Consider the following 24,793-nt stretch of genomic DNA (forward strand, 5'->3'; position numbering starts at 1 on the left):
CTTTATGTTTGTTATTCCCATTTATATAGAAGCGGGTGTGTGCGGGTTTGAATCGCCTGCTGCACCATATAGCGAGCTTGGTGTGTCGCTTGATGAGCTATTAATAAAGCACCCCGACGCCACTTTTATTGGCGTTGCCTCTGGCAGCTCAATGCAAGACGTGGGTATTTTTGAAGGTGACTTGCTAATAGTAGACCGCGCTGAACAGGCTAAAAATGGCGACGTTATAGTTGCTAATTTAAATGGCTTATTTGTGTGTAAGCTACTTGATAAAACCAATGCTCGGCTGCTCTCGGCATCCCCTTTGTATAAACCAGTACAACTAACCTCCTGCGATGAGTTTCAGCTTGAGGGCGTAGTGACACGCTCAATTCGCCTGCACCGCCAAAGCCCTGAGTTACTGTTATGTATGCCCTAGTAGACGCGGTGGCCTTTTATGCCAGTGCTGAAAAAGTATTCGATCCGGCTATTCGCTCAAAACCTGTGGTGGTGCTTACCAATAACGACGGTTGCATATGCGCGGTTTGCCCCATTGCTCGGCGTTTAAATATTCCTAAATTTGCGCCTTACTTTAAAGTTAAGCAGTTACTTGCGCAAAATAATGTAGTAATTCGTTCTAGTAATTACGAGCTATACGCAGATTTAAGCGACAAAATGATGAACGTTATTGGCCGTTTTTGCGACGTGCAACACGTATACAGTATCGACGAATCATTTTTACACTTTAACGGTTACACCCCTGTTATTAATGACTGGTTTGCATACGGGCACACTATTAGGCGCACCGTATGGCGCGAAACTAAGCTCCCCGTTGGTGTTGGCTTTGGCTCTACGGCTACTTTAGCAAAAGCGGCAAACCATGCCGCTAAAAAATTATCCGGATTTAATGGCGTCGCTGTTATTAACTGCGAAGCAAGCCGTAAAGCTATTTTACAAAGAATGAGTTGCCAAGATATATGGGGTATTGGTAAGCGTTTAGCAAAAAAATTAAAAGTAATGAACATACACACTGCATGGCAATTAGCGCAGCAAAACCCTAACAGTATGCGCCGTGCATTTAGTGTGGTGGTAGAGCGCACTGTAAATGAGCTTAATGGCATACCTTGCTTAAATTGGGACGACGTACGCCAAGATAAGCGCGAGATATTTTCGACCCGAAGCTTTGGTGAGCGTATATACGAGCCAACGGCACTTAAAACCGCGTTAATTAATCACGTTACTGTGGTTGCTAGTAAATTAAGAAAGCAAAAATCGCTTACCAAACAACTTTATATTTTTGCGGCGAGCTCGTCTCACGAAAGCGTTTTTTATAAAAAGTCGTATATGTATACATTTGCCAGCCCCACTAACGACACCTGCGTAATGGCTAATGCTGTATCTCAAGTGTTTGAGCAAATATACCAGCCGGGTATTCGCTATTATAAATGTGGTGTAGGTGCTTTAGAGCTTATTGCGCAGCAATTTCAACAAGACGATTTATTTAATGAACGCACCGACAATCCACCACTAATGAATTGTCTTGATGCAATAAATAAACGCTACGGTAAAGGAATGCTTAGTTTAGCAAGCAGTAAATTAAATGAAGGTTGGCATATGAACAGGAATTTTTTATCCCCGCAGTACACCACGCGCTGGCGTGATATACCCAAAATATATTGTGAGTAAGTACAGCTTACCTATGCGTTACTGACTGTCGGGCACTTTTTTAAAAGTGCATGCAACGCTTGGCTGACTTAAAGTATATTTAAGTGTGTCGTTAGCTAAAAAGTAAATGCTTTGGCTAATTATTTTTTCGTTAGCTGGATTTTCGCAGCGACTCATTCTTAAGCCGTTTTCAATGCCGTCGCTTTTGTATTTTAATGAGCTAGTAACAAAACAAAAATCGGGCTTTTTAACCGTTTGTGTTCCGTTATGTAATGAGTCAAAAATAATTTGCCCACCTAAAGTAAAACCGGCATCTTCATTATCTGGATTTACTAAACTCAATTGGCTATTAACGCATAACGCTGAATTAGCCGACACCACCTCATAGGCACCCAGTTTTGTTTTTAAAAGCGGAATAAAACGGCTTTTATTACTTGGGGTTGCAACTGCATGAGCGCTGGTAAAAGCAATAGCTAATAAAGCAAGTGTTAAGTATTTCATTAAGTGGTTGTATCCTCGAATTAGTGGGTTAAATAATAGCGAAATGCTTGGTTGCTTAACTTTTATAACTTTTATAACTTTTATAACTATAACAGAGATTTACTTTAAAAGGAGAGAAGTCGTGTTGCTTTAAAAAGGCGCTACACACCCTAAGCGTTTTTATACGCAGTAAAAAATAAAACGATTAGGGTGTGAAAATATTACTGCCAGTACTTAGCAAATAACAGCGGATAGCTTTGCTTTAAAAACTTAGCTTTGTCTTTAAAGCGTTTGCCTCTTGGCTCGTCACTTCCTGAGGGAATAAATGGCAGTTCGTCATCGTTACGCTCCTCGTAAAGTAAACCAGCAATTAAGTCGTATTCATCAATGTACGGATAAGGCTGCTCGTTAACATGATACACAGGCGTACAGGCGGCAATTGAATCGGGGTTGAGTAAAGCACTTTCGAACACGTCTGCGCCGCGCGATATTAACCAGCATCTAAACTCACTAAAACCATATTCGTCGTTACAACCGGCCATTACAAATGCTGCGCCAAATAAATCCCAGGTGTAGCATTTACGCATACAAATACCAAAGAATTTATCAAACTCAATTAACTGCTGATCGGTTAAATCGTGCAGTTTAAGCTTTAAGTTATCACTCACATTTTGCGGATCGAGCCCTAAATCGGGGGCGGTTACTAAATCCCAAAAAGCCTGTTCTGTTAAAGTGCTCATTATAAGATCTCTTTCACTCGGCCTACTTGGCCATCGTCTAAACGTACTTTAATACCATGAGGATGGTTTGGTGACTTTGTTAATAAACGCTCAACCACACCTTGCGTTAATGTGCCACTGCGTTGATCTTCTTTTAATACGATATTTACTTTTGTACCAGGGGAGATTTGCGAACGAGTAGGGACAGCCATAATTTATACTCTAAAAAATAATTTGGCCAATTATAGCCTCCAAGCATACACAAACCAACCTAACAAAGGTTAATCGACTAAAAACGAAATGTTCGCTGCTTTAATAGCCAAACCAATTGTTGCAAGCTGTTGTGTGACCTCATTTTTAAGCGCGTCAAAATGTAACTCGCTTTTTTGATACGCTAGGTCATCGTTAAAATAGCATTGAACTTTTAAGGTGTTAGCTTCGTTATTTAAATCAACGGTATGTGTTAAATAAGCAAAGCCAAAATCGGTTTGTTTTATATTTTCACAGGCAATAGTCAGTACTTGGCGTATTTGCTTATCACGCTGTTTTTGAGTTTTTGTCATAATTTTTTAGCCATAACCTCTTAATTTATTAGTATTTGAAATTAAATAGTAATAACGCTTAATAGCCGTTATTTAATAAGAGTGATTGAATAAGCGTTACTGAGTGTTTTCGGCTCGTTGTTTTTTAAACTCTTCAAAATTAGCCTCTTGTAATTTAAGGCATTCGTAATATTCTTTGTCTGCTTTGTAGTTACACTCATCAAGACGTGCAGATTGTATTTCATGAAAGCGTGCATCAGAGCTGCAGCCAGCGAGCAAACTCAAACCGGCTACAAACAGTAAACTCGCGTTTAGTTTATTGATAATCATTAAAATTCCTTACACTTTAGAAGGTAAAAACTGTATATTAAGCGCCTCAAAAAACCTTACTTTGTACAGGACTTATTATGATGTTGCCGCAGTTGCAAAAGCAGTTTCAGCGTATAGATAAAAGCAAACTATTTCAATCATTTGTTATTGCTGTAATTGTTGTTTCTGCTCTTACCGTAGGTGCTCACACCTATTCTCTTCCGCCAACGGTAGAAATTGTCCTTAATTGGATGGATATAGGCATTACGGCGTTCTTTTTAATTGAACTCGTAATTCGCTTTATTGCCAGTAAAGGTATCAAAGATTTTTTCTCCAAAGGTTGGAATATTTTCGACACCCTTATCGTACTAGGTAGCTTATACCCTGCGGCAGGCTCAAGTATGCTAATTGCACGCTTATTGCGAATATTTCGTGTATTGCGGCTGGTGTCTATGGTCCCCGAGCTGCGTTTATTAGTTAACGCTTTACTTAAAGCTATTCCGCAAATGGGTTACATAGCCCTGCTGATGTTTGTTATTTTTTATATTTACGCCGCTATAGGCAGTATGATGTTTGCACATATAAACCCCGTATTGTGGGGTGATGTATCAATATCTATGTTGACCTTGTTCAGAATTGCCACGTTTGAAGATTGGACCGACGTAATGTACGAAACCATGCTGGTTTATAAACTTAGCTGGATTTACTACTTAACCTTTATATTTTTAACTGCGTTTGTATTTTTAAATATGATGGTTGGCGCTATTTTAGAAGTGATGTCGCAAGAGCACAAAAATGCCCGCGATGAGCTGGCCGATAACGACTCACTGCCCGCGACACAAGGGCAAGTAAACGCCTTGCAAGCACAAATTGCTGATCTAAAGTCATTACTCAAAGAAAAAGAGTATTAATTATTTACAGCCACCAGCTTAATAATTCTAAATTGAAAAATAATTAATTTAGCATTTAAAATAAAAAGGGTTAGCCAATCGCTAACCCTTTTTTTATAAAACAATTTAAGCGTTTATAGCAGTTACATTAAATTGCTATTATTCGCTATCAACAATTATGCGAAGCATACGACGTAGCGGCTCTGCAGCACCCCATAACAGCTGATCGCCAACAGTAAAGGCGCTAATATATTTAGGCCCCATGGCTAATTTACGAATACGCCCAATTGGAATACTCAGTGTACCGGTGACTTTAACTGGGGTTAGGTCGGTAGTGCTAATGTCGCGCTCATTAGGAATAACCTTTACCCACTCGTTATGCGATTCTAAGATTTGCTCTATTTTGGCAACGCTAATATCTTCACGTAATTTAATGGTCATTGCTTGTGAATGACAACGCATAGCACCAATACGCACACATAAACCATCTATTGGAATAGGTTGCTTAGCCGAGCCTAAAATTTTATTCGCTTCAACTTGCGCTTTCCATTCTTCTTTACTTTGGCCACTTGGCATAGGCACATCAATCCATGGAATTAAACTTCCCGCGAGTGGCACACCAAACTGATCTTGCGGCAGTGAATCTGATGCCATTTTTTCACTGACTATTTTATCTATTTCTAAAATAGCAGCGCTTGGATTTGCAAGTTGCTCGGCAACACTTTGATGAATTGCGCCCATTTGTGCAATTAACTCTTTCATGTTGCGCGCACCCGCGCCCGACGCAGCTTGATAGGTCATGGGGCTTACCCATTCTATTAAGTCTTGCTCAAATAAACCGCCCAGTGCAAGCAGCATAAGAGAAACCGTACAGTTACCGCCTACAAAGGTTTTAACACCTTGTGATAAACCTTGCTCAATAACGTCTTTATTGACCGGATCGAGTACTATAATGCTGTCGTTAGCCATACGCAGTGCCGACGCTGCATCTATCCAATAACCATCCCAACCCGACTCGCGCAATTGTGGATAAACAGCATTAGTGTAATCGCCACCTTGGCAGGTAACAATAATATCCATTTTAGCCAGTTCGGAAATATTGCTGGCATCGAGTAACGGCTTTGCTTCGCCCGCAATATCTGGGCCTAATTGGCCCGCTTGTGAGGTGGTGAAAAAGGTGGTGTCGATAAGTGCAAAATCACTTTGTTGCTTCATACGCTCTAATAACACAGAGCCAACCATGCCACGCCAACCGACTAATCCTACTTTTTTCATTGTGAGTTCCATTATTTGATTCATAAAAGATGCCTTAATACATTAAAAATTAAATTCATTGCGTGAGATTTAATTTTCATTAACGCTAAACTAACACTCGTAGACGGCTAAAACTAGTGAATAAAGTAGAACTCAAATTTTTTTCATAGTGTAAAAAATGCAAAGGCATGCAGTGCTTATTTTAAACTTTAATAAAAGCTTAACCTTGTTGAAACTTATATTTACCACGCTTAATAGACACATTGAATAAAGATGTTTTGTGTAATTCTACATTTAACTAAGGAAAAGATAATGAAGACATTCACTCTTGCTCTACTTACTTTAAGTTCAGTATCACTTAATGTATTTGCAGATACTACGCTTTCAGCAAGCACAGTAACGCTAAAAGAAAATGAAAAAGTATCCTTTGAGCGCGCAGAAATAAATATGGAACAGCAACAAGGCATATTGGTAAATACTGCAACAACCTATTACGCACCAAAGGTTTGAATAAATGGGCGCTTAGAGCTGTTTTTTGTGGGTTCTACAAATGGAAATCAATTTTGTGAAGAGCGTGGTCACAATCAAGAAATTTCTGGAAGCACAATTACCTGCGGAGAGGATGAAAGCGCTTATGGTAACTTTGATTGGTATAACCAATTATGGACAATGAAAAGCACTGGTAGTAAAAACCAATGCTATCAACTTTATGCAACTATAAAGTGTCAGTAGTATATAAAATTGTAGCCCTATACTAATTATGGGGCTACAAACAATTTAGTACATTAGAAGCGATGAACTGATCCTATATAGTCAGTAACGCTATCACTACAACTGCGCGCATCATCACCATTAAACTCCTCAAGTATATAAATTTTTACAGGCGTTTCTAAACTTTTTGCTTCAGCAAGCTTTTCTAAGATCTGGCCAAATTGAGTGTCTTGATAAGCTAAAGTTAACTTGTCATTAGCCATGTGAGTAATACTATTAGTTGTTTTCACAATTACCTGAGAATGATTTAGCTGGATATCATCAACAATAACAGAACATGATCTTGCAGCTAGAGCATCATTCGCAAAACCAAAAGAACCAACTATAACAACTGAGCTAATAACCTTTCTTATTAAATTCATGGATATTATTCCTTTTAAAATAAAATTATAAAACTTAATTACAGCCTGTTAAATATAAACAACAATTATGTGTTATTTGTTAAAGAGTTATTAAAGTTAAATGATTTAGAGAGAGTGTGTGTATGAAGTGAATAATGTTTAAGTTAAAAGAGATATAAAAACATCATTTATATAATCAATATTAAACTATAACTGCGTTTAAAACTGAGGTAGTAAAAAGCCCTACATATGGCAGGGCTAGGTTGTAACGGCTTATTTTAGTCGTTCAAGGGGTTTAAAACTCATAGCTAAAGCTTAAACTCAGCTCTCTAGGCGTTTCTTGAGAACGAATTAGCACATCATTTTGTTCTACTTCAAAGTTTTGTCCCAACATATTTTTCACTTTAAGTGTTAATGTAGTATTGAACGTTGGGTAGTAACTATAAACCATGTCTAACGAGTTTAAAGGTTGTTCGTAAGCGTCATCAAAATTGTTAACACCCGCAGCTAAAATACGGTCACCAAATACGTTATAAATAACTGAAGCTTGGTGCATGCCATCATGCGAATCGTAATTCAATTGTAAGTTGGCAACATACTTTGAGTGGCCAGTCATGCGTCGCTTTAGATTAGTAAGGTCAGCGCGCTGCTCTTGTGCAATTTCAACTTCTGAATCACTTACTGTTAAATTACCAGAAGTAAAAAAAGCACCTCCTAATAAATCACTATGCAACTCAGTTAACCATTCTGCTTCTATACCGTAAACATAGGCTGTATCTGCATTGTCAAACTGCAGCGTAAAACGGCCGTCACTTTCGGTTAATAATGCTTCGATTGGGTTATCTATATCTTTATAGAATGCGCCAACTGAGTAGTTATCACCATTGTCCATATAAAATTCGATACGTGCATCAAAGTTATCTAGGTAACTAGATTCTAAGAATGGATTACCAAGCGTTCGATAACCGGTCAACGGATCTTGGAATTGAACAGGGCTTAACTCACGCAAGTCAGGACGAACAACCGTGCTGCCATAGCCAAAACGAACCTGGTACGACTGCTGACTGTATGTCATGGATAATGAAGTAAAATACTCATCTTCCATCACACTTGCTTGTTTTATTGCATCTGCACTTAATTTATCTGCCAATAAAGCAGGATCGAATGCTGAGCGAGAAAAAGCGAGGGCAACTTGGCGGAAATCCTCGTAACGCACACCACCACTTAAACGCCAATCTTGAGCAAAAGTGATATCAAAAGAGCCATAATAAGCATCAATCATTTGCGCTGCTAAGTAATCATCGGCTGTAGGTTCTTGAAACAATAACTCTAAATCCGTTGAATCGATCACAGCATCATTTGCAAAGAAACTACCAATTGACAGTGCTTCTTCTTCACTTTGTGCTAAATCTAAAGACTGTGTTTGGCTAAAACGATAGTTAAAAAAGTCTGTGCGGTAATCACGCGTTTTTTCAACAAAATAGCCGCCACCCGCGATTTCAACTTCGGCGTTCTCAAAGTAAAAAACTTTATTAATATTAACGCCCCAGTTTTCAACATCGTCTTCTAGCTCAACAAATCGATACAAATAAGGGTTGCCACCTAAGCTACCATTATAAAAAGTACGTTGATATTCGCCATCGGCGTACTCATCACGCACCGTTACTTCAAGCTCGCCGGGTATACTCGTCGTCGCTGTTGAATCAGTGTATTGCCAATCTACACCGACACCTTCAAGAAAACTCCACTCTAAATTGTGCATTCCACGAAGTTGAAGTATTTCAAGTTCCCGTTCCTCAAAAGAGGTTAAGTGGCTTCGCTGTAATTGCCCAGCATCAATGCTTAATGACTTTGAAGGCTCTTGGTAAAGCGAAACAGAAGCTTCATCTTCAGTATCTCGTAGCATCATATAGGTAGCTGTTAAATCATGGCCGCCAATTTTATAACCTAAATTTAGAGAGCTATTTAATTTTATATTATGCTTGGTTGATACTTCTTTCTCTGTGGCAGAGTAACAAGTAAAATCATCTTTTGAACATTCAGATTCAGATGCGTCAACAGAAGAAAGTACTGCGCTAAACTTCTCTGCATTAGACCATTCATTTTCATAAGCAACTGATGCTAAGAAACCAAAAGATCCGTCTAGGCCAAATAAGTTATCAAATCGGTCGCCATAAACAGCTTTAATGTCTGCATCAGGGTTTAAGCTTTCTTTTTCTAAGCCAAAATCTCTTGGTAGTGCTTTTGATAAACTTTTATTTAAGTCTATTGCAGCTGCTTGACCAATATCAGTCCCCTGACGTCTTGACTCGACATCTCTTATATTTCTGTATGAGATATCAGACAAGCCATTGATATAGGTATTTAGCGCCGTTTTAACGGCTCCAGGTAATGCGCGTGTACCATCATCTTTACCTAACCAGTCGTCACTGCCGCCATTGTATGTGTAGCCTTCATCGTTTGTATCTTTATAGCTAGCACCAATCTCAACTTTAAATAAAGTATCACTTGGAATGCTTTTCGTCCTGATATTAACGTCACCACCACCAAAAGCCGCAGGCATATTAGGCGAATAGGCTTTTTGAACAGCTAAAGATTCAATAATACTTGATGGGAAAATATCAAGTGGAATTACATTTCGAGTCAGATCTGGGCTTGGAACAACCGCGCCATTTAAACGCACGCTTGAGTAACGCTCACCTAAACCGCGTACATAAATAAACTTATCGTTAACTAACGATAAGCCTGTAACACGGCGAAGTGCAGAAGCGGCATCGCTATCACCTGTTCTAGATATTTGCTCTGAACCCATTATATCAGCAACAAATGCCTGGTTTTTACGTTCATCAATTACGGCACTAGCACTGCCTTTAAGGCGTGTACCTGTTGCAACAACTTCTTCTATCGCTTCTTCATTGATTATTTCTTGTGCCTGTTCAGCAAAAGAATTAAATGAAGAAAAAAGGGAGAGCAGAGATAACGTTATTAGATTAGTTTTAAACTGCTTTTGATGTTTCATATTTATATCCTCTAAACCTAAAATTCCCTTAAAAAAGGCGCCAGAGCGCCTTATAATTAGAGCCGGTCTAGATTAATTACTAGCGCGTTGTAAAGATGCAGCTACAAAATCAGCCCATTCACTTGATTCACCTTCTTTAAGTGCACCAATGTAGCCTGCGTTAGTAAAGAAAGAGTCAACCTCACTCATGTCTTTAGCTGTTGTAGCTACCGCAGTACCTTGTGAATCTGTAATAGTTGCTGCAGTTGAAACACCATCAGCACCAAGCACATTTGCAAAATCAGCAAAACCAATCAGCTGGTTATTTTCGCCACCAGTAAACCAGGTATTGATATCAAAGCTTGCTAACGCGCCTGTTAAAGGAGTATTTACGTCTTCAAAATTCTTACCACACGCAAATATTGAACTCATAAATGCGATATCACCGTTGTTTGCATTGGTATGCACACCAGCATCTCCTGATTTATCTTTTTCATTATATAAATCAAAACAGCCAGCACCATCTACAGATGATGAGTTTACAAACAGCATATTAGCTAATTGCGCTTTACCCCATTCTTTCATTTCCATACCGGCACCAGTACGACGCCCTTCAGCACCTTGGTCACCAGTAGTAACAACGGTTGCATTAGCAATAGTTGGATTAGAAACAGTCGTTACTAAATCTTGTGCGTCTGCAGATAATGGATCAACTTTTGCGCCATCTGTTTCAAAACCATGATTTCCATATTCATTTGAACGGACAAGAATGTACTGTCCATAGCCTTTCCAACCCTCATCCCAGTCAATACCATCATCGCCTGTATCAGTAACAACGATGTGTTTAAGGTTAACACTACCACCAAAGAGCTCTATACCATCATCAAAACCATTATGTACATGGACATAATCAATTGTTGTGCCTGAGCCAACAGCATTTAGTGTTAAACCATTTAGCTCATCACCTTCAACACCAAATCCTGCATACTTAATAACAATATGCTTTAGAATACCGCTACTATCTTGCGGATCATTACCACCGTAATAAGATACAATACCTTCAGCTGAGTGGTTACACATGTCTTGTGCCGCAGCTGTTGCTGTACAACGAATAGAATGACCACGTCCATTTACCTGAACACCACCCCAATCCCCAATTTGAGCGGTGGTAGAATCATCACCATCAACTTCTTTAATGCTTGTGAAAATAATTGGCTTATCTACTTCACCAATTGCTTCAATATTTGCACCGCGAGCAATACGAATAAAACTCTCTGGCTTGGTAAACGCAATGGTAGCGCCTGCTTCAATAGACAATGTTGGGCCATTAACATCAATAGTGGCGCCAGTAGATGTGTCTACATCGTCACCAATAAATAAAGCACCTTCAAATACATGGGCACCGCCATCGTCTAGCGCAGGGATAACAAAAGAGCTTGTAATTTCTTTTGCATTACTTGCAAATGCTTGGCTGTATAAACAGTTAATGCCTTCTGCTTCACCCGTAAATGTAGCTCCATCTAATGTGTATGTGGCACAACTTATTGTATCGCCACCATTATCACCACCTGGGTTAGTCACTGAATTGTCTACACTGTTATCAACTGTAGTCGGTGTAACGTTAATATCACCACCGCCACAGCCTGCTAAAGTCATTGCAGTAGCCACTAGACTAACCGTAAATAAGCCAGATAATTTCATTGTTCACTCCGTTAAAGTATTTAATTATTTTGTTAGCGCATTAAGTAATAACTTAAGTCACTTTAAGGCACGACACTCATGCATTAAGGTCACTTGAGTTATCGAATAGGAGTACAATACGGGAGAGATATGACAGTGCCGTTACATTTTAATAAACACTATGTGACAATAATAAATTAAATATATTCATATGGTTAACTTTACAGAAGTAAAAAAACCGCACTAAATTAATATTAGTGCGGTTTGGCGTTGCGATTATAAACTGTTTTTATGCGCTATTAATTTAGCACCTAGCGCAAAAGTAAAACATTAAAGTAATGCTGTTTTTAGGGTTTCAGCATGTATTTTTTCGCGCTTTACATATTTAATCCATTGCTTGGCTAAGCGCTGCGACTTTTTATGTATTTGCGCTTGTTCAAACGCTAAAATAGAGGCATCAAAGTTTTGTAAATTGAACTGTGCCATGCCCAAAGCTACAAATGCGTTTGATTCAAAATCAAGGTTGCCTTTATCAAGTGCTTTACGCGCAGAGTCGGCAGCTTCTTCATATTGCTCTGTATTTACATACACTTGTGCTAAGCGCTGATCGTAGTTACCACTGCTTGATAACTGCGCCGCTTTTACAAAGTATTTAATCGATTGCGCATCTTCTTTAGCTTGGATCATGGCTTCAGCTACAAAGGCATAGTTTTTAGCGGTTTGCTCTGCTATTCCTGCCTCAATTGCTTTACTCATCACTATGGCTGCTTTATAAGCCAAGCCATTGTATAAATACACTTGGGCTAATTGGCGTAAATCTGACTTGGAGGTTAAAAAGCCTTGCTGATATGCCGCTTCAATAATTGCTAGTTGTTGTTTTTCTTGACCTGTTTCGCCATACATACCTGCTAACTGCACCCAGTATTCTGGTTTGTTATACAGCTTAACCATACGCTCTAGTACCTTTACCACTTTATCGGACTGATTAAGTGAGTAGTACATAGCACGCTGTAATACTAGCCAGTTCTCTTTTGGTACTTTGCCTTCGCTGTCACTTAGTGTAATAGCTTGCGTTATATAGTTAAGGCCTTGCTGGTAGTCTTTTAGCTGATAATAGGTTTGCGCTCTTAACACATAGTAGCTCTCTGGCTTATCTTTTGTATTAATAGCATCCCATTGATCTAAAAACGTAATTACTTTGTAGTAGTCACTGTTAGCCATTGCCAATTGAGCCAAACTAAACGTAGTGCTTAAACGTAATGTTTCTGGAATACCTTCCTCTGCGACTACTTTTTCAAACGCGGCTATTGCTTTGGGTAAGTCGTTTTCGTTGTAATAAATAAAACCATAAAAGTTATGCATCATTGCAATTTCGTAGGAGTTCATGCTTGATGCGCGATCTTGTATAGAATCAAGCGCTTCAAGGCCTGCTTTAACATCGCCATCGTCGGCAAGCTTTTGGGCTCGCGCTAACTGGCTATATACTTTTTCACGCAGGGCCGGTACTCGTTTGGTTTTTTGCTCTGCGGCTTGCGCTGTAAAAGCACTCACACCTGGTAATAAACTAAGTGCACTGGGGGTTACAATACTTGCGCTTATTGTTACGGTGCAAAAAAGTGTTAATTTAAAAATAACTGCTATTGGTTGTAATTTCATCATCGCCTCGCTTTTCTATCCATTAATAGGTTGAATTAATTAATCCAAAAATTAACCGCTTATCTGGAAAGATATTTTGTTCTGCACTCCCGCAACTTCAACGGCTTCACCATTAACTACGCGGGGCTTATATTTAAATTTAAGGGCTGCATCCATCGCCGCTCGGTCAAATAGCGATTCAGGCTCTGCCTTTAATACCTGAGGGTCGCGAACTGTACCTTGTTTGGTTACTGTAAACTCAACAATAACGTAGCCTTCAATCCCACGAGACAGTGCGCGCCTTGGGTACACTGGCGCCACTTTTACAATGGGCAGGTATTCACCATCACTTGATTCAAGGGCTAAACCACCGGCTAAATTCACCTCGGCATCAACATTGGCCGCAAAGTCAAAATTATTAGCTTTTGCATTGGCATCGCTGTTTTGCATTTTTGGTGACTCCATTGGTGGTGGCGGCTCTTTGGGTGTGGGTGGTTTTTGTGGTTTGCGCTGTTTTGTTTGTAAGCTTTCTTCTTTTTTAAGCCGTACAAAGTCAAGCACGTTCCCCTTTGCAGGTTCGCTCATTGCGCCCTCACCACCAGTAATAAGTGCCTGCATGCCTAAAAACAGCATAAAGGTTACTAAAATGGCTATTACAAATGCTATTAAATAACGCATGGCTAACCCTTAGGCTTCTTGGGCCGCAATCGACACATCAAACACACCCGCGGCGCGCGCTGCATCCATTACTTTAATTAAAGTATCCGTGGTCGACTTTTTATCTGCTTGAATAACCACGCTCCCTTGTGGGTTTTCGGCTTTTAAACGCTCAATATTTGCCTGCACCGCACGCACATCTATTTGGCGTTTATTAATCCAAATTTCACCTGTGTCTGAAATAGCGACCAAAATATTAGCGCGTTCTTTTTTAACCGCAGTGGCGGCTTCGGGGCGGTTAACATCAATACCCGACTCTTTTACGAATGAGGCGGTCACAATAAAGAAAATAAGCATGATAAATACCACATCTAGCATGGGGGTCATGTTTATTTCTTCTGCTTCGTCTTCTTGAAATAGGTTTCCTAATGGGGCTCTCATTTTTTATTCTCCTGAAATAAGTGGCTATAGATAGAGCCACTTATTAATAATTGCTTAATGGTCTAAAACCATGCTGTCTTCAAGTAGCGCTACTTCACGTTTAGCCCGGCGTTGTAAGTACGTTGAGGCAAATACCCCAGATAACGCACCGACCATGCCTGCCATAGTTGGAATAGTTGCTTTAGATACACCCGACGCCATAGAGCGCGCACTGCCTGTACCTGTAATTGCCATAACATCAAACACTTCAATCATTCCTGTTACTGTGCCAAGTAGGCCAAGTAGCGGACACAATGCAACCATCACATTAATAAGTGCTAAGTTAGCGTTAAGGCGCATACTGGCGCGTGAGATCATCGCTTGGCGAATTTGTTCTGCATTCCAGCTATTACGCTCGTTGCGCTTAAGCCAACTATTTTTGATGGTTTTTTTGTAACCACGAAAACCATTAAAAAAGTAAATAAATCGCTCGAGTATCAATAACCACATCGCGAAGATTAACACCCCAATGACCAAGAGAACTTGGCCACCAGTGTCGAGAAAATCACGGATAGCATTGATTGAATCAATCAATAGCACCATGGTTTATGCTCCTTTTTCACTTCGTTTTGCAATAATGCCCGCGCTTTGCTCTTGTAAAATAAGCAGTAAGCTTTTTGCTCGGGTGTTGAGTATGGTGTAAATAAATACTGTGGGTATTGCCACAACTAAGCCAAGTACTGTTGTTACAAGCGCTTGTGAAATACCGCCTGCCATGAGCTTAGGATCCCCGGTGCCAAATAAGGTAATGGCTTGGAAGGTATTGATCATCCCGGTAACTGTACCAAGTAATCCAAGCAGCGGAGCCACTACTGAAATAATTTTAATCAGGGTTAAATTACGGGTTATTTTTGGCATTTCGCGCAGTATAGCTTCGCTTAATTTAAGTTCTAGGGTGTCGTAGGCTACATTTGGGTAGTCGTCTTTTACTTTCATAACACGGCCAAGTGGATTGTCGTCGCGGGCAACTGTGTCTTTAAGTTGTCGGCGAATTTTGCCACCCACCAGTAATAAAGATACAAAACGCTCAATTGCAATTAACAGTGCTAATAAACCCACACCTAAAATAACGTAACCAACAGCGCCGCCTTGGTGTACTTGCTCAGCGGTATCTGGCGCTTGTACTAGTAAACCTAAAATTGAGCCACCGGTTGGGTCTAGTGCAAACTGCACAATACCGTTTTTAGCCTGCTGTAAATCGCCTGCGGTTGATGTATAGCGCGATACGGGCTGGCGAGTAAGCTCACTTAGCGTATTTGTACTTGGGCTGTACTCTAAATATTTACCGTTGGAAATAAGGTTAAAAGCACCAACACGCACAACTTCTTGCTCTGCTTTGTTACCACCTTCAATAATAACCTGAGTATTAAAGCGGCTCACTTTGCCTTGCTCGGTCATTTCACGTTGTAGCTCGTACCACACTTTTTCAATATCTTCGATTGAAGCAAGTTGTGAAGTAGATCCCATTTTTTGTGCCAGATCGTCCATAAAAACACTTCGCCCTGGTATTTCTGCCGATACCACAGAGGTAGCAAACTTATTGCTTGAATCGCCTGCCACTTGTTGCAACACACCAAACAATTCTTTAAGTGATCCCATACGCTTTGATAGGGTGTCGGTTAAATTAGCCAATTTAATTTCGTTTTCTTCAAACTGGGTTTCTAAACGCTCTGATTCACTGAGCATTTGGCTACGCTTTGCTTGCGTGTCTTTTAGCATTTGTACTTGCTCGTTTTGACGCGCAGTAAATTGTTGTTCACGCTGAGTATTTTGCACACTTTGCGCAGATTTACCTTGTTCAAGGTTTTTAAGTAATGAATCTAAATCCATTGGCTCAGCTGCTACATTTGCGCATGTAAAACTTATACTTGCAGCAAGTACGGCCATTTTTGTCATTTGAGTAAACAATTTCATTTTCGACCTCTTATCGTGCTGCGTGAACTGGCAGAGTTAACATATCTGGGGCAAGTTGCTTACGCGCAATGCGTAAACCTTTATTAATTTGGCTAATGGTTGAGTCTGGAAGTGCTGCAAACGTTTTTGTTTGTGTATCCCAGCTACCAGCTAATTTACTATCGCGGGTTAAGTAAATGAGCTCTAAGCGACCAATGCGTAAAAAATCAACTTCGCGCTCTTTACCATTTACCTCAAGCAGTGCGCTGTAAGCTTCAATAGTGCGGCCATAATCAACTTCTACTTGGTAGGCTTCGAGTACGCGGCGGAACTTTTCGCTAGAGGTAATATCGGCACGTTCCATCATGGCTTTTAAAGAGGTTAAACGCTTTTCACGTTCGTCTTTTAAAAATGGCACATCGAGTAATACAAACTGTTCAAGACCGGTGATCATACGCATCATTAGTGGCGTAATTTGACGCTCAATAATTGAAACCTGATCCATAGAGAGATTCATCGATTGCATTTCTGCAATTTGGTTATTTAACTGTTTTGTAAGCTGAGCGTTATACACAGCTAAACCATCAATTTCTTTATTAAGGGTTTTAAACTGTTGCAGACGCCCTTGCATTGAATCTGCAATCTTGTCTATTTTTGTTTGTGATTGCGCAGCCGATTTAGTAATTTCACTGCTTTTATCAATAACCTTATTTAAATCGTTTGCGTGTACAGCGGCACTTGCGGCCACAATACCAGCTATAATTAATGGTTTAACGCCTTTCATCGCATACACCTTTACTCGTTAGTTAGCAGATTTGCTAGTTTGTTTTTGTTAGCTTTAAACGTTTGATACAAACAATTAAAAACTAAATATTTTCAATGAGCGAAAGTGTATAGATGAAAAATGACAAGCATGTTGCGCAAAGAAGTCGCTTTTATGACAGCGTTAATAAATAGCCTGTCTAAGGGGGCTGTGTAAGGGGTTGTGTAAGGAGTGCTGTGTAAGAAGTGTTATAAGAGGAGTGAGTGTTTGGCAACCAAACACGCATAATTTAGCAATACTTAACCTGAGTTCAGGCTATTTAGCTTAAAATAGCATTAATTTGATTTAATGTTTTTTGCCAGTCGGTGTAGTTTATTGCTATTGGGTGCACTTTATTGTCATTTATAAGCACTAAAGATGGAAAACCCTGAATGGGCAAACTATGTACATAATTAAGCTCTGCAATTAACTCATCATTAAGCTCTTTTGATTGAAGCCTATTTGCAAACTGCGCTTTATTTAAACCTATTTGCTCGGCTAAGCTAATTAATGTGCTTTCATCTGAGGGGTTTTGAGCATTTAAATAGTAAGCTTGCTGAATGGCTGCAACCATTGCACTTTCTTTGCCCGCTTTACGCGCAATAAGCGCCGCTCTACACGCCGGGTACGTTGAGCGCCTTGGTTGGCAGTTGCGCCAAAAATCAAAATTAAACTCAGTGCCCAATTGCGCTGCTATTTTATGCCAGGTGTTTTGTAGCATATCTTGCATGTTTTGTGGCATGGGATCTTGGCTGTCAGGAGCAAGCCCTCCAACTTTGTATTCAATTACTAGGTTACTCTCAAGAGCGGCTTTTAACTTAAGCCAGCTTGGCGCATAACCCCAGCACCAACTGCACATAGGGTCGTGTACATAAACAAGTTTACTTTGAGCCATTTGCTCCTCCGTATTAACAGCTCGTGCTTAATCTAAGCCACCAGCATTTACACATACTATAATGATTAATAGCTAAACTGTTGTTAGCGTTTGTTTTTAAAATTTAAACTTTAAACTTTTTAACCATACGCTCTAAATCGCTAAATTGTTGTTTAAGCTTGGTGCATTCATCCAAGGTACGGTTTAAATTAGCTTTGCCCTGTATTGAAAGCTCACTAATATTATGAATGTCTGAATCGAGGGATTTAACAACCTGATTTTGCTCATCGGTTGCACTAGCTACAACATGATTCGCATCGCTAATTTTTTGTATTGCATCTATAATCTGCTGCATTACAACACCTACTGCATCGGCTTGTTGCACGCTTGTTTCGCTGTCGCTTAAACTGGTTTTCATTAGTTCTACCGCTAAATTAGAGCCTTTTTGTAATTGGCTTACGGTGTCTTCTATTTCTTGGGTTGATTGCTGGGTTCGGTGCGCTAATTGACGAACTTCATCAGCAACTACAGCAAAACCTCGCCCAGCTTCACCAGCCCGTGCAGCTTCTATTGCAGCGTTAAGGGCAAGTAAATTTGTTTGCTCGCTTACCCCTTTAATTACCTCTAGCACTTGGCCAATACTGGCTGTATGCACGTTTAAGCTATTAATAGTTTGCTGTGCCTGTTCCATATTTTTTGATAACTGATGAATACTGGCCACATTATTACTGAGTGTTTGCTGGTTTTGCGCTGAGTGCTGATCGGCATTTTTAGCTAACTTAGAGGCACGCTCAGCACTGTTTGATATTTCCATTGCGGTGGCAGAAAACTGATTAATTGCAGTAGCTACACTGTCGGTACGTTTAGTTTGGTCTTCGTACATTAATAATGTTGAGTCGGTTTGCGCCACTAAACTCGAAATAGCCACATCTAATGACTCTGTGGTGTGCTTTACTTGCTCAATAGAGTGCTGTATTTTTTCAATGAATAAATTAAAAGAATGACTTAACTCGCCGAATTCGTCTTCATTTTCAACTTCTAATCTACACGTTAGGTCGCCTTCACCTTGGGCAATGTTTTTAATAGCGTCGTTTAATCGCTGCATTGGGCGCATTAAATAGCGCAATAATAGTTGCATCATAATAATGATAACAACTATACCAATAAGCATATATATAGCGGCCGTTTTACCAAAGGCCGACACACTGGCAAAGGCTTTATCTTTATCGATTACCACGCCTAAGTACCAGTCAACATTTTCTATACCGCGTATTTTTGTATACGATATAAGCTTACTTTGCCCTGCCACTTGATACTCTGTAAATTCGCTTTGTAAAGCAGTGTGGGTACCAAATAACTCAGTAGTATTTTTTAAATTAAGTGCTCTGTTAGGGTGGCTTAACACTTGGCCGTTACTGTCAATTAAAAAGCCGTAACCTAAGCCTAAAAAATCTATATCGTTAATAATTTTTGTAATAATGCTCATTTCTATATCGGCGCCCGCTACACCAATAAACTGCTCATTTTGCTGCATCGGCACAACCGCAGATATAGTAAGTTCATTGCTGGTTACATCTATATAAGGGGTAGTAAAGGCAGTATTTACTTTGTTTTCTACTAGCTTGTACCAAGGGCGAGACGTGGCATCAAAATCAGCGGGCAATACTACGCTTTGATCGTTTAATATAAACACGCCATTGGATTTACCAATATAGGTATTTTTAAAGTTTCCGGCCAACTCAGCGGTATTAAGCTGTGTAAGGGTAAGCGCTTTGCTATCACCAGATTGGTGCGTTTTTGCTATGGCAATAACAATTGCCAGTTTGTCATTTAGCCAATTAGCAATGTTTTGCGAAACAGATTCTGAACTTTGTTGCAGTACGAGAGCAAGTTGCTGCTCGGTTTGATTACGCATAGATACATAGTTATTAATTGTAAAAACACCAAGTACCAACACTAATACCAGTGATGCAGCAATAGTGACCTTAGAGGTAAATTTTAACGAGCCAAACATAAGTGCCCTTTTTTAATTGTTATTATTAGCACCTACAGTTTTAGCAAATATTTAACTAAATGTCTTAGTTATTAAAGCTTACAAGCAACAAAAGAGCTAAAACAGTAATAAAGGCTTAATTATGATTATTCATAAACTTAGAAGGAACGGGGAGATTAAGGTGTGTTGTTTAAATTGTGTACTTAAAAATACAAGCCCCTTACGAGGCTTATTACTGATTGCACTTAACTACGGGGAATTTATGTCGTTTTAAAATACGCTGCACAGCGACTAAAACGCTATGCTTTTTCCCATTTCATTTTATTATTGGTATCGCGCGAATTGATAATTGTAGTATCACTGCTCTCTACGCCGCCTAGTTTTGCTAAACGGTCGTATAGCACCACATTACAAGTGGCAGCGAGGTTCATGCAGCCAATAGTAGGAATATACACGACTTCGTCGGCCCACTTTAAAACGTCTTTAGACACTGAGCCATCCTCTGGGCCAAACACATAAAATGCGTTTTCTGGGTGGGTAAACTCAGGCAGTGGCGTTGCACCTTCAATTAGCTCAATAACCACAACCGTGGCACCTTGTGGTTTTACCATCTCTAAATTATCGGTGGCGGTTAGTGAAATTCGCTCAACCACATTTTTTGTATCGGTATGAAACTTTTGTGCATTTAAGTAACGGTTTCCGGTAAAAAACACCTGCTGCGCGTCGTAGCAACCTGCTGCACGTAATACACCGCCCACATTAGTTGGACTTTTGGGGTTTAATAAACCAATAACAGCCTGTTGCTTACTCATTAATCACTATCCTTGGTTGGCCACTCTGCTATATATAGGTCAAAGTCATCGAGCTTAACGTCGCAATCTTTTACGGTTTTGTCTTTTACCGAAATGCCCTGCTGATGCATTTTTGTTTTGTCGCCATTATTTAACAGCGGATGCCACGAGGCCAACCCTCGCCCTTCGTGCAAACGGCGATAGCTGCAACTTTGTGGCATAAAAAAGATATCTTTGAGGTTTTCTTTGGTAAGTTTTACACAAGATGGTACCAGCGTTTGACGATTTTCGTATTCGCTACAACCACAGGTATTATTATCGAGATACTGACACACAATATTAGTAAATATTAACTGCTCACCTTCGCGTAGCTGATCGGTGGCGGTAAATTCATCTTCATCTTCGCTATCAATAAAGGTATTTAAGCAGCATTTCCCGCAGCCGTCACAAATGGCTTCCCATTCATTTTGGTTCATGTCGCTTAGGCTTTTTTCAAGCCAAAATTGTGTATTTGCTAATTGTTGATCAAACATAATGTACTCGCGCCCCTAAAGAGCGCGCATTCTACCGTATTGCTGCAAATGGCGCAAAGCCAATACCTTGCAGGTAAGGGCTTTGCCTAAGCATTATTGTACTGATTTAACCCAGCGCTTTATTTTCTGTTCTAAAATTGGCATAGGTAATGCGCCATCTATGAGTATTTGCGTGTGAAACGCTTTAATATCAAACTTATTACCTAGCTGTTTATGTGCGTAGTCGCGCAGCTCACTAATTTTAAACTCTCCTAATTTATATGACAGCGCTTGGCCTGGCCATGCTATGTAACGCTCAACTTCGGCTATTACATCACTTTTAGCCATAGACGAATTAGCTAGCATGTAATCAATACCTTGCTCACGCGTCCAGCCTTTTGCATGAAAACCAGTGTCGAGTACTAAACGCATAGCGCGTAATTGCTCATCTGATAAACGCCCATACCACATATACGGGTCGGTAAATAAGCCAAGCTCTTTCCCTAAGCTTTCGGCGTACAACGCCCAACCTTCGGCAAATACGGTGTAGCCACCAAATTTACGAAAATCTGGCAGGCCATCTATTTCTTGCTGTAATGCTATTTGAAAGTGATGCCCAGGTGCTGCTTCGTGAATCGATAGTGTTTCGAGTAAAAACTTAGCCTGCGCCTTTAAGTTATAGGTATTAATATAAAAAACACCTGGGCGAGAACCATCTGGTGCTGGAGACGCATAAGATGCGCCCGCAGCCGACTGTGCTCTGTAAGCTTCTACTGCTTTTACAACGTATGGCGCTTTTGGTGCTATGTTAAAAAGCAGTGGCAAACGCGCATCAATTTTTTGTTTTACGTTTTCGTATGCCGCTATTAACTCTTGCGGCGTGTTGTAATAAAATTCGTCCGAATCACGTAAGTGGTCAAAAAATGCAGATAAGTCACCTTTAAAGCCAACTGTTTCTTTTACTTTTTTCATTTGAGATAAAATACGCGCTACTTCACTTAAACCAATATCATGAATTTCGTTGGCAGATAAACTAAGCGTAGTGTGTTTTTTAATTTGGTATTCGTACCACGCTTTACCGTTAGGTAAATCGCTATAACCAATACTTTCTCGGCTATTAGGAATATATTGATTAGTTAAAAACTCGCTCATGCTGTTATATGCAGGTACTAAACGCTCTATAATCAATTTTCTATATTGTGCTGTAATTTGTTGCTTTTGCTGTGCTGTAAACGACTCTGGGAAGTTTTTAATTGGCGCCCAAAATAGTGAGTCTTCAGCGTCAGTTACCACATGGGCTGCAAATTGTGGTTGCAGCTTTTTAGCCAGTGGTCTTGGTAACACTACGCCAAGCTTTATGCCTTGCGCCATTGATTCTTGCACACTTACAAGCCAATTAATAAAGCCCTCACTTCGGGCTAAAAAGTTGGTGTAATCTTCAACTGTATTAAAAGGTTGTGCACTTTGTCCCGAGCCAAAACCAGCAAAGGTGTTATGTGCCCCTGCCATTTGATTAATTGGCAGTAAATAATCTGGGTATTGCATTCCTTCAAGCTTAAGCGCTAAGTCTTGGGTTAATATTTCAAAGCTTAATAATGCTTGTCCTACTAGCTGCTCTTTATCTATAAGTGTTAAGCGCTGTTGATATTTTTTATAAAAAGCGGCTTTTTTATCACGGCTAGCCGATGAAATAACAGGCGTAAATTGGTTATTAAACTCATTACGGCCATTGTAAGTGGCACTGAGAGGGCTAAACATAAGCGACTCATCGTAATATTGCGCTACCAGTACATCAAGCTGTTGTTGTGCTGAAAGCTCTGACACCACTGCTTTGGCAGTATTAGCCATGCTCAATTGCGCGTGGCTACTGGTGGTGTTACTTTCATGCTTACTTTTATTTATATTAGTGCAACCACTTAAAGCAAGCAGTACACCACTGGCTATAACCGCCAAGTTTATTAATTTCATGCTGATACCTTGTTAAAATTTACTTATCGAGTATGCGTAGTTACATCAACTAAATAAAGAAATTACGATAGATAACAGCCATCGCTATTTATTTGCAGTTTGTGTTTAGCTTGGTAAAGTCGAGTTAATTTAAAATACTAATAAAAGACCCCCTAATATGAAAAAACAACTACTGTCTGCTTCTATCGCACTTTTATGTTTAAACAGTATGAATGCCTATGCTGTTACTTATGTATCTGCTAAGGCAATGCTTGATGTTCAAAGTGGTAAGTTAATACAGTCGCCCCTTATTACCATAGATAATGGCGTGATCACCGCTATTGATAGCAATAAAACGCCTAAGCTTAATAAAGGAGATGAACATATTAAGCTGCCTGAACTGACACTTATGCCAGGATTAATGGACATGCACGTGCATTTAACCAGCGATCCAACGGTACCTCGCAGTGAGCGTGTAGGACAATCGGTACCGCGTATGGCTGTAAAAGCAGCGTACTTTGCGAAAAAAACCCTTGAAGCTGGATTTACTACCGTGCGGAACGTAGGCGCAGAAGGTTACAGCGTAATTGCAGTACGAGATGGAATTAATGCAGGCGATATAATTGGCCCTCGTATTTGGGCAGCAGGCCCCTCTTTAGGTATTACCGGCGGCCATTGTGATAACAACCGTTTGCCACCTGAGCTTAAATATACCTCGCAAGGCGTTGCCGATGGTCCATGGGCGGTACGCGTTAAAGTGCGCGAAAATATTAAATACGGTGCCAACGCCATTAAATTTTGTGCCACAGGGGGAGTATTTTCAAAAGGGACTAAATTGGGCGCACAGCAGTACTCGTTTGAAGAAATGAAAGCCATTGTAGATGAAGCGCACCTTCGCGACTTACCAGTAGCCGCGCATGCTCATGGTACAGATGGTATAAAAACCGCAATTAAAGCCGGTGTTGATAGCGTAGAGCATGCCAGTTATTTAGATGACGAGGCAATTAAATTAGCTAAAGATCATGGTACTTGGCTTTCAATGGATATTTACAATACCGAATATACACTGAGTTTTGGTGAGCAAAATGGCGTAGATGAGGAAAACCTAGATAAAGAACGCCAAGTATCTAAAGTACAGCGTGATAGCTTTAAACGTGCAGTGAACGCCGGCGTAAACATGGTATTTGGCACCGATGCTGCTATTTACCCGCATGGCGATAATGCTAAACAGTTTTCTCGCATGGTTGAGTTTGGTATGACTGAACTGCAAGCAATTCAAGCATCTACTGTAAATAGCGCAAAGCTATTAAAAATGGATAAGCAGTTAGGCCAACTTAAAACCGGCTTTGCAGCCGATATTATTGCAGTAAAAGGCAATCCGCTTAAAAATATTGCAACACTTGAGCACATTCCTTTTGTAATGAAGGCAGGGGTAGTTTACAAAAATTAGTAACTCTTTTTAGATAGCTCTACATAAGGCCCGCTTTTAATTTATAGCGGGCCTTTATTTTAAGTCTAAATAATTTTTATGCCTAAACAATTAATAGCTGAAACTTTGGCCAACTTAGGCTGAAAAAGCTA

General features: G+C 40.0%; 25 protein-coding genes. 5 read left to right on the top strand and 20 right to left on the bottom strand.

The window, feature by feature from the left end; all coding sequences use genetic code 11:
* The first annotated feature begins 4 nt into the window (after positions 1-4).
* Positions 5-418, top strand: coding sequence for a translesion error-prone DNA polymerase V autoproteolytic subunit (gene umuD, locus AAEY55_RS07545; RefSeq protein WP_011330160.1), 414 nt, complete (start codon positions 5-7; stop codon positions 416-418).
* Positions 406-1,665 (top strand): Y-family DNA polymerase, encoded by a 1,260-nt coding sequence (locus tag AAEY55_RS07550; RefSeq protein WP_350545721.1) that lies wholly within the window; start codon positions 406-408, stop codon positions 1,663-1,665. Before umuD ends, AAEY55_RS07550 begins: the two co-directional genes overlap by 13 nt.
* An 18-nt stretch (positions 1,666-1,683) precedes the next feature.
* Here the strand turns inward: AAEY55_RS07550 and AAEY55_RS07555 are convergent, their stop codons facing one another.
* The 5 genes from AAEY55_RS07555 to AAEY55_RS07575 all read right to left on the bottom strand — a co-directional run bounded on the left by AAEY55_RS07555 (position 1,684) and on the right by AAEY55_RS07575 (position 3,715).
* Complete coding sequence (locus AAEY55_RS07555; RefSeq protein ID WP_306288241.1) at positions 1,684-2,145, bottom strand: hypothetical protein; 462 nt, start codon at positions 2,143-2,145, stop codon at positions 1,684-1,686.
* Positions 2,146-2,345: 200 nt separating this feature from the next.
* A complete protein-coding gene (locus AAEY55_RS07560; RefSeq protein WP_011330157.1) occupies positions 2,346-2,864 on the bottom strand; it encodes a DUF4240 domain-containing protein in 519 nt (172 codons plus the stop codon).
* Positions 2,864-3,055 carry a YwbE family protein gene (locus AAEY55_RS07565; protein WP_011330156.1) on the bottom strand — a complete coding sequence of 64 codons (192 nt, stop codon included), beginning with the start codon at positions 3,053-3,055 and terminating at the stop codon, positions 2,864-2,866. Before AAEY55_RS07565 ends, AAEY55_RS07560 begins: the two co-directional genes overlap by 1 nt.
* A gap of 69 nt (positions 3,056-3,124) precedes the next feature.
* Positions 3,125-3,406: a hypothetical protein gene (locus AAEY55_RS07570; RefSeq protein ID WP_350545725.1), complete on the bottom strand. Its 282-nt coding sequence runs from the start codon at positions 3,404-3,406 to the stop codon at positions 3,125-3,127.
* A 96-nt stretch (positions 3,407-3,502) separates the two neighbouring features.
* Positions 3,503-3,715 (bottom strand): hypothetical protein, encoded by a 213-nt coding sequence (locus AAEY55_RS07575; protein WP_011330154.1) that lies wholly within the window; start codon positions 3,713-3,715, stop codon positions 3,503-3,505.
* Positions 3,716-3,795: 80 nt separating this feature from the next.
* On the opposite strand from AAEY55_RS07575, the gene AAEY55_RS07580 reads away from it, so the two are divergent.
* The gene (locus AAEY55_RS07580) at positions 3,796-4,605 is read left to right on the top strand and encodes an ion transporter (protein WP_172459253.1); all 810 of its coding nucleotides are present in this window, start codon (positions 3,796-3,798) and stop codon (positions 4,603-4,605) included.
* A 138-nt stretch (positions 4,606-4,743) separates the two neighbouring features.
* Here the strand turns inward: AAEY55_RS07580 and asd are convergent, their stop codons facing one another.
* Positions 4,744-5,883, bottom strand: a complete 1,140-nt coding sequence (gene asd, locus AAEY55_RS07585; protein ID WP_058375120.1) for an aspartate-semialdehyde dehydrogenase — start codon at positions 5,881-5,883, stop codon at positions 4,744-4,746.
* A 267-nt stretch (positions 5,884-6,150) separates the two neighbouring features.
* Here asd and AAEY55_RS07590 point away from each other — a divergent pair, with 267 nt between their 5' ends.
* Complete coding sequence (locus tag AAEY55_RS07590) at positions 6,151-6,348, top strand: hypothetical protein (RefSeq protein WP_231618002.1); 198 nt, start codon at positions 6,151-6,153, stop codon at positions 6,346-6,348.
* A 275-nt stretch (positions 6,349-6,623) separates the two neighbouring features.
* Here AAEY55_RS07590 and AAEY55_RS07595 read toward each other — a convergent pair whose 3' ends face one another.
* From AAEY55_RS07595 to AAEY55_RS07660, 14 genes are all read right to left on the bottom strand, one after another.
* Positions 6,624-6,971 carry a hypothetical protein gene (locus AAEY55_RS07595; protein ID WP_089369299.1) on the bottom strand — a complete coding sequence of 116 codons (348 nt, stop codon included), beginning with the start codon at positions 6,969-6,971 and terminating at the stop codon, positions 6,624-6,626.
* Between the two features lie 274 nt (positions 6,972-7,245).
* Complete coding sequence (locus AAEY55_RS07600) at positions 7,246-9,969, bottom strand: TonB-dependent receptor domain-containing protein (RefSeq protein WP_197182647.1); 2,724 nt, start codon at positions 9,967-9,969, stop codon at positions 7,246-7,248.
* Between the two features lie 72 nt (positions 9,970-10,041).
* Entirely contained in the window at positions 10,042-11,649 is a 1,608-nt protein-coding gene (locus AAEY55_RS07605) for a hypothetical protein (protein ID WP_089369297.1), read from the bottom strand.
* Positions 11,650-11,958: 309 nt separating this feature from the next.
* Entirely contained in the window at positions 11,959-13,284 is a 1,326-nt protein-coding gene (locus AAEY55_RS07610; RefSeq protein ID WP_192531745.1) for a lipopolysaccharide assembly protein LapB, read from the bottom strand.
* A 51-nt stretch (positions 13,285-13,335) separates the two neighbouring features.
* A complete protein-coding gene (locus AAEY55_RS07615; protein WP_011330148.1) occupies positions 13,336-13,941 on the bottom strand; it encodes an energy transducer TonB in 606 nt (201 codons plus the stop codon).
* Positions 13,942-13,950: 9 nt separating this feature from the next.
* Positions 13,951-14,361, bottom strand: coding sequence for a biopolymer transporter ExbD (locus tag AAEY55_RS07620; protein WP_011330147.1), 411 nt, complete (start codon positions 14,359-14,361; stop codon positions 13,951-13,953).
* A 54-nt stretch (positions 14,362-14,415) separates the two neighbouring features.
* The gene (locus tag AAEY55_RS07625) at positions 14,416-14,943 is read right to left on the bottom strand and encodes a MotA/TolQ/ExbB proton channel family protein (protein WP_089369295.1); all 528 of its coding nucleotides are present in this window, start codon (positions 14,941-14,943) and stop codon (positions 14,416-14,418) included.
* A 3-nt stretch (positions 14,944-14,946) separates the two neighbouring features.
* A complete protein-coding gene (locus AAEY55_RS07630; protein WP_179806785.1) occupies positions 14,947-16,314 on the bottom strand; it encodes a MotA/TolQ/ExbB proton channel family protein in 1,368 nt (455 codons plus the stop codon).
* Between the two features lie 10 nt (positions 16,315-16,324).
* Positions 16,325-17,077 carry a DUF3450 domain-containing protein gene (locus tag AAEY55_RS07635; protein WP_011330144.1) on the bottom strand — a complete coding sequence of 251 codons (753 nt, stop codon included), beginning with the start codon at positions 17,075-17,077 and terminating at the stop codon, positions 16,325-16,327.
* A gap of 298 nt (positions 17,078-17,375) precedes the next feature.
* Complete coding sequence (locus AAEY55_RS07640; RefSeq protein ID WP_350545736.1) at positions 17,376-17,990, bottom strand: DsbA family protein; 615 nt, start codon at positions 17,988-17,990, stop codon at positions 17,376-17,378.
* Between the two features lie 103 nt (positions 17,991-18,093).
* Positions 18,094-19,983, bottom strand: a complete 1,890-nt coding sequence (locus AAEY55_RS07645) for a methyl-accepting chemotaxis protein (protein WP_350545738.1) — start codon at positions 19,981-19,983, stop codon at positions 18,094-18,096.
* A 278-nt stretch (positions 19,984-20,261) separates the two neighbouring features.
* On the bottom strand, positions 20,262-20,774 hold the full coding sequence (locus AAEY55_RS07650) for an RNA methyltransferase (protein ID WP_339683759.1): 513 nt from the start codon (positions 20,772-20,774) through the stop codon (positions 20,262-20,264).
* A complete protein-coding gene (locus AAEY55_RS07655) occupies positions 20,774-21,286 on the bottom strand; it encodes a YcgN family cysteine cluster protein (protein WP_011330139.1) in 513 nt (170 codons plus the stop codon). The genes AAEY55_RS07650 and AAEY55_RS07655 overlap by 1 nt, the downstream gene beginning before the upstream one ends.
* Positions 21,287-21,379: 93 nt before the next feature.
* A complete protein-coding gene (locus AAEY55_RS07660) occupies positions 21,380-23,233 on the bottom strand; it encodes a DUF885 domain-containing protein (RefSeq protein WP_339683756.1) in 1,854 nt (617 codons plus the stop codon).
* A 157-nt stretch (positions 23,234-23,390) separates the two neighbouring features.
* Here AAEY55_RS07660 and AAEY55_RS07665 point away from each other — a divergent pair, with 157 nt between their 5' ends.
* The gene (locus AAEY55_RS07665; RefSeq protein WP_011330137.1) at positions 23,391-24,662 is read left to right on the top strand and encodes an amidohydrolase family protein; all 1,272 of its coding nucleotides are present in this window, start codon (positions 23,391-23,393) and stop codon (positions 24,660-24,662) included.
* Positions 24,663-24,793: the final 131 nt, after the last annotated feature.

The organism is Pseudoalteromonas sp. 120-MNA-CIBAN-0494, assembly GCF_040308885.1.
Classification (GTDB): Bacteria; Pseudomonadota; Gammaproteobacteria; order Enterobacterales; family Alteromonadaceae; genus Pseudoalteromonas; species Pseudoalteromonas nigrifaciens.

Coding starts and splice junctions, on each gene's coding strand:
- AAEY55_RS07650 (WP_339683759.1), bottom strand. CDS start 20,774: ATGAGTAAGCAACAGGCTGTTATTGGTTTATTAAACCCCAAAAGTCCA.
- AAEY55_RS07645 (WP_350545738.1), bottom strand. CDS start 19,983: ATGTTTGGCTCGTTAAAATTTACCTCTAAGGTCACTATTGCTGCATCA.
- AAEY55_RS07590 (WP_231618002.1), top strand. CDS start 6,151: ATGAAGACATTCACTCTTGCTCTACTTACTTTAAGTTCAGTATCACTT.
- AAEY55_RS07625 (WP_089369295.1), bottom strand. CDS start 14,943: ATGGTGCTATTGATTGATTCAATCAATGCTATCCGTGATTTTCTCGAC.
- AAEY55_RS07550 (WP_350545721.1), top strand. CDS start 406: ATGTATGCCCTAGTAGACGCGGTGGCCTTTTATGCCAGTGCTGAAAAA.
- AAEY55_RS07660 (WP_339683756.1), bottom strand. CDS start 23,233: ATGAAATTAATAAACTTGGCGGTTATAGCCAGTGGTGTACTGCTTGCT.
- AAEY55_RS07595 (WP_089369299.1), bottom strand. CDS start 6,971: ATGAATTTAATAAGAAAGGTTATTAGCTCAGTTGTTATAGTTGGTTCT.
- AAEY55_RS07555 (WP_306288241.1), bottom strand. CDS start 2,145: ATGAAATACTTAACACTTGCTTTATTAGCTATTGCTTTTACCAGCGCT.
- AAEY55_RS07635 (WP_011330144.1), bottom strand. CDS start 17,077: ATGAAAGGCGTTAAACCATTAATTATAGCTGGTATTGTGGCCGCAAGT.
- AAEY55_RS07615 (WP_011330148.1), bottom strand. CDS start 13,941: ATGCGTTATTTAATAGCATTTGTAATAGCCATTTTAGTAACCTTTATG.
- AAEY55_RS07565 (WP_011330156.1), bottom strand. CDS start 3,055: ATGGCTGTCCCTACTCGTTCGCAAATCTCCCCTGGTACAAAAGTAAAT.
- asd (WP_058375120.1), bottom strand. CDS start 5,883: ATGAATCAAATAATGGAACTCACAATGAAAAAAGTAGGATTAGTCGGT.
- umuD (WP_011330160.1), top strand. CDS start 5: ATGTTTGTTATTCCCATTTATATAGAAGCGGGTGTGTGCGGGTTTGAA.
- AAEY55_RS07630 (WP_179806785.1), bottom strand. CDS start 16,314: ATGAAATTGTTTACTCAAATGACAAAAATGGCCGTACTTGCTGCAAGT.
- AAEY55_RS07665 (WP_011330137.1), top strand. CDS start 23,391: ATGAAAAAACAACTACTGTCTGCTTCTATCGCACTTTTATGTTTAAAC.
- AAEY55_RS07575 (WP_011330154.1), bottom strand. CDS start 3,715: ATGATTATCAATAAACTAAACGCGAGTTTACTGTTTGTAGCCGGTTTG.
- AAEY55_RS07580 (WP_172459253.1), top strand. CDS start 3,796: ATGTTGCCGCAGTTGCAAAAGCAGTTTCAGCGTATAGATAAAAGCAAA.
- AAEY55_RS07610 (WP_192531745.1), bottom strand. CDS start 13,284: ATGAAATTACAACCAATAGCAGTTATTTTTAAATTAACACTTTTTTGC.
- AAEY55_RS07600 (WP_197182647.1), bottom strand. CDS start 9,969: ATGAAACATCAAAAGCAGTTTAAAACTAATCTAATAACGTTATCTCTG.
- AAEY55_RS07655 (WP_011330139.1), bottom strand. CDS start 21,286: ATGTTTGATCAACAATTAGCAAATACACAATTTTGGCTTGAAAAAAGC.
- AAEY55_RS07640 (WP_350545736.1), bottom strand. CDS start 17,990: ATGGCTCAAAGTAAACTTGTTTATGTACACGACCCTATGTGCAGTTGG.
- AAEY55_RS07620 (WP_011330147.1), bottom strand. CDS start 14,361: ATGAGAGCCCCATTAGGAAACCTATTTCAAGAAGACGAAGCAGAAGAA.
- AAEY55_RS07605 (WP_089369297.1), bottom strand. CDS start 11,649: ATGAAATTATCTGGCTTATTTACGGTTAGTCTAGTGGCTACTGCAATG.
- AAEY55_RS07560 (WP_011330157.1), bottom strand. CDS start 2,864: ATGAGCACTTTAACAGAACAGGCTTTTTGGGATTTAGTAACCGCCCCC.
- AAEY55_RS07570 (WP_350545725.1), bottom strand. CDS start 3,406: ATGACAAAAACTCAAAAACAGCGTGATAAGCAAATACGCCAAGTACTG.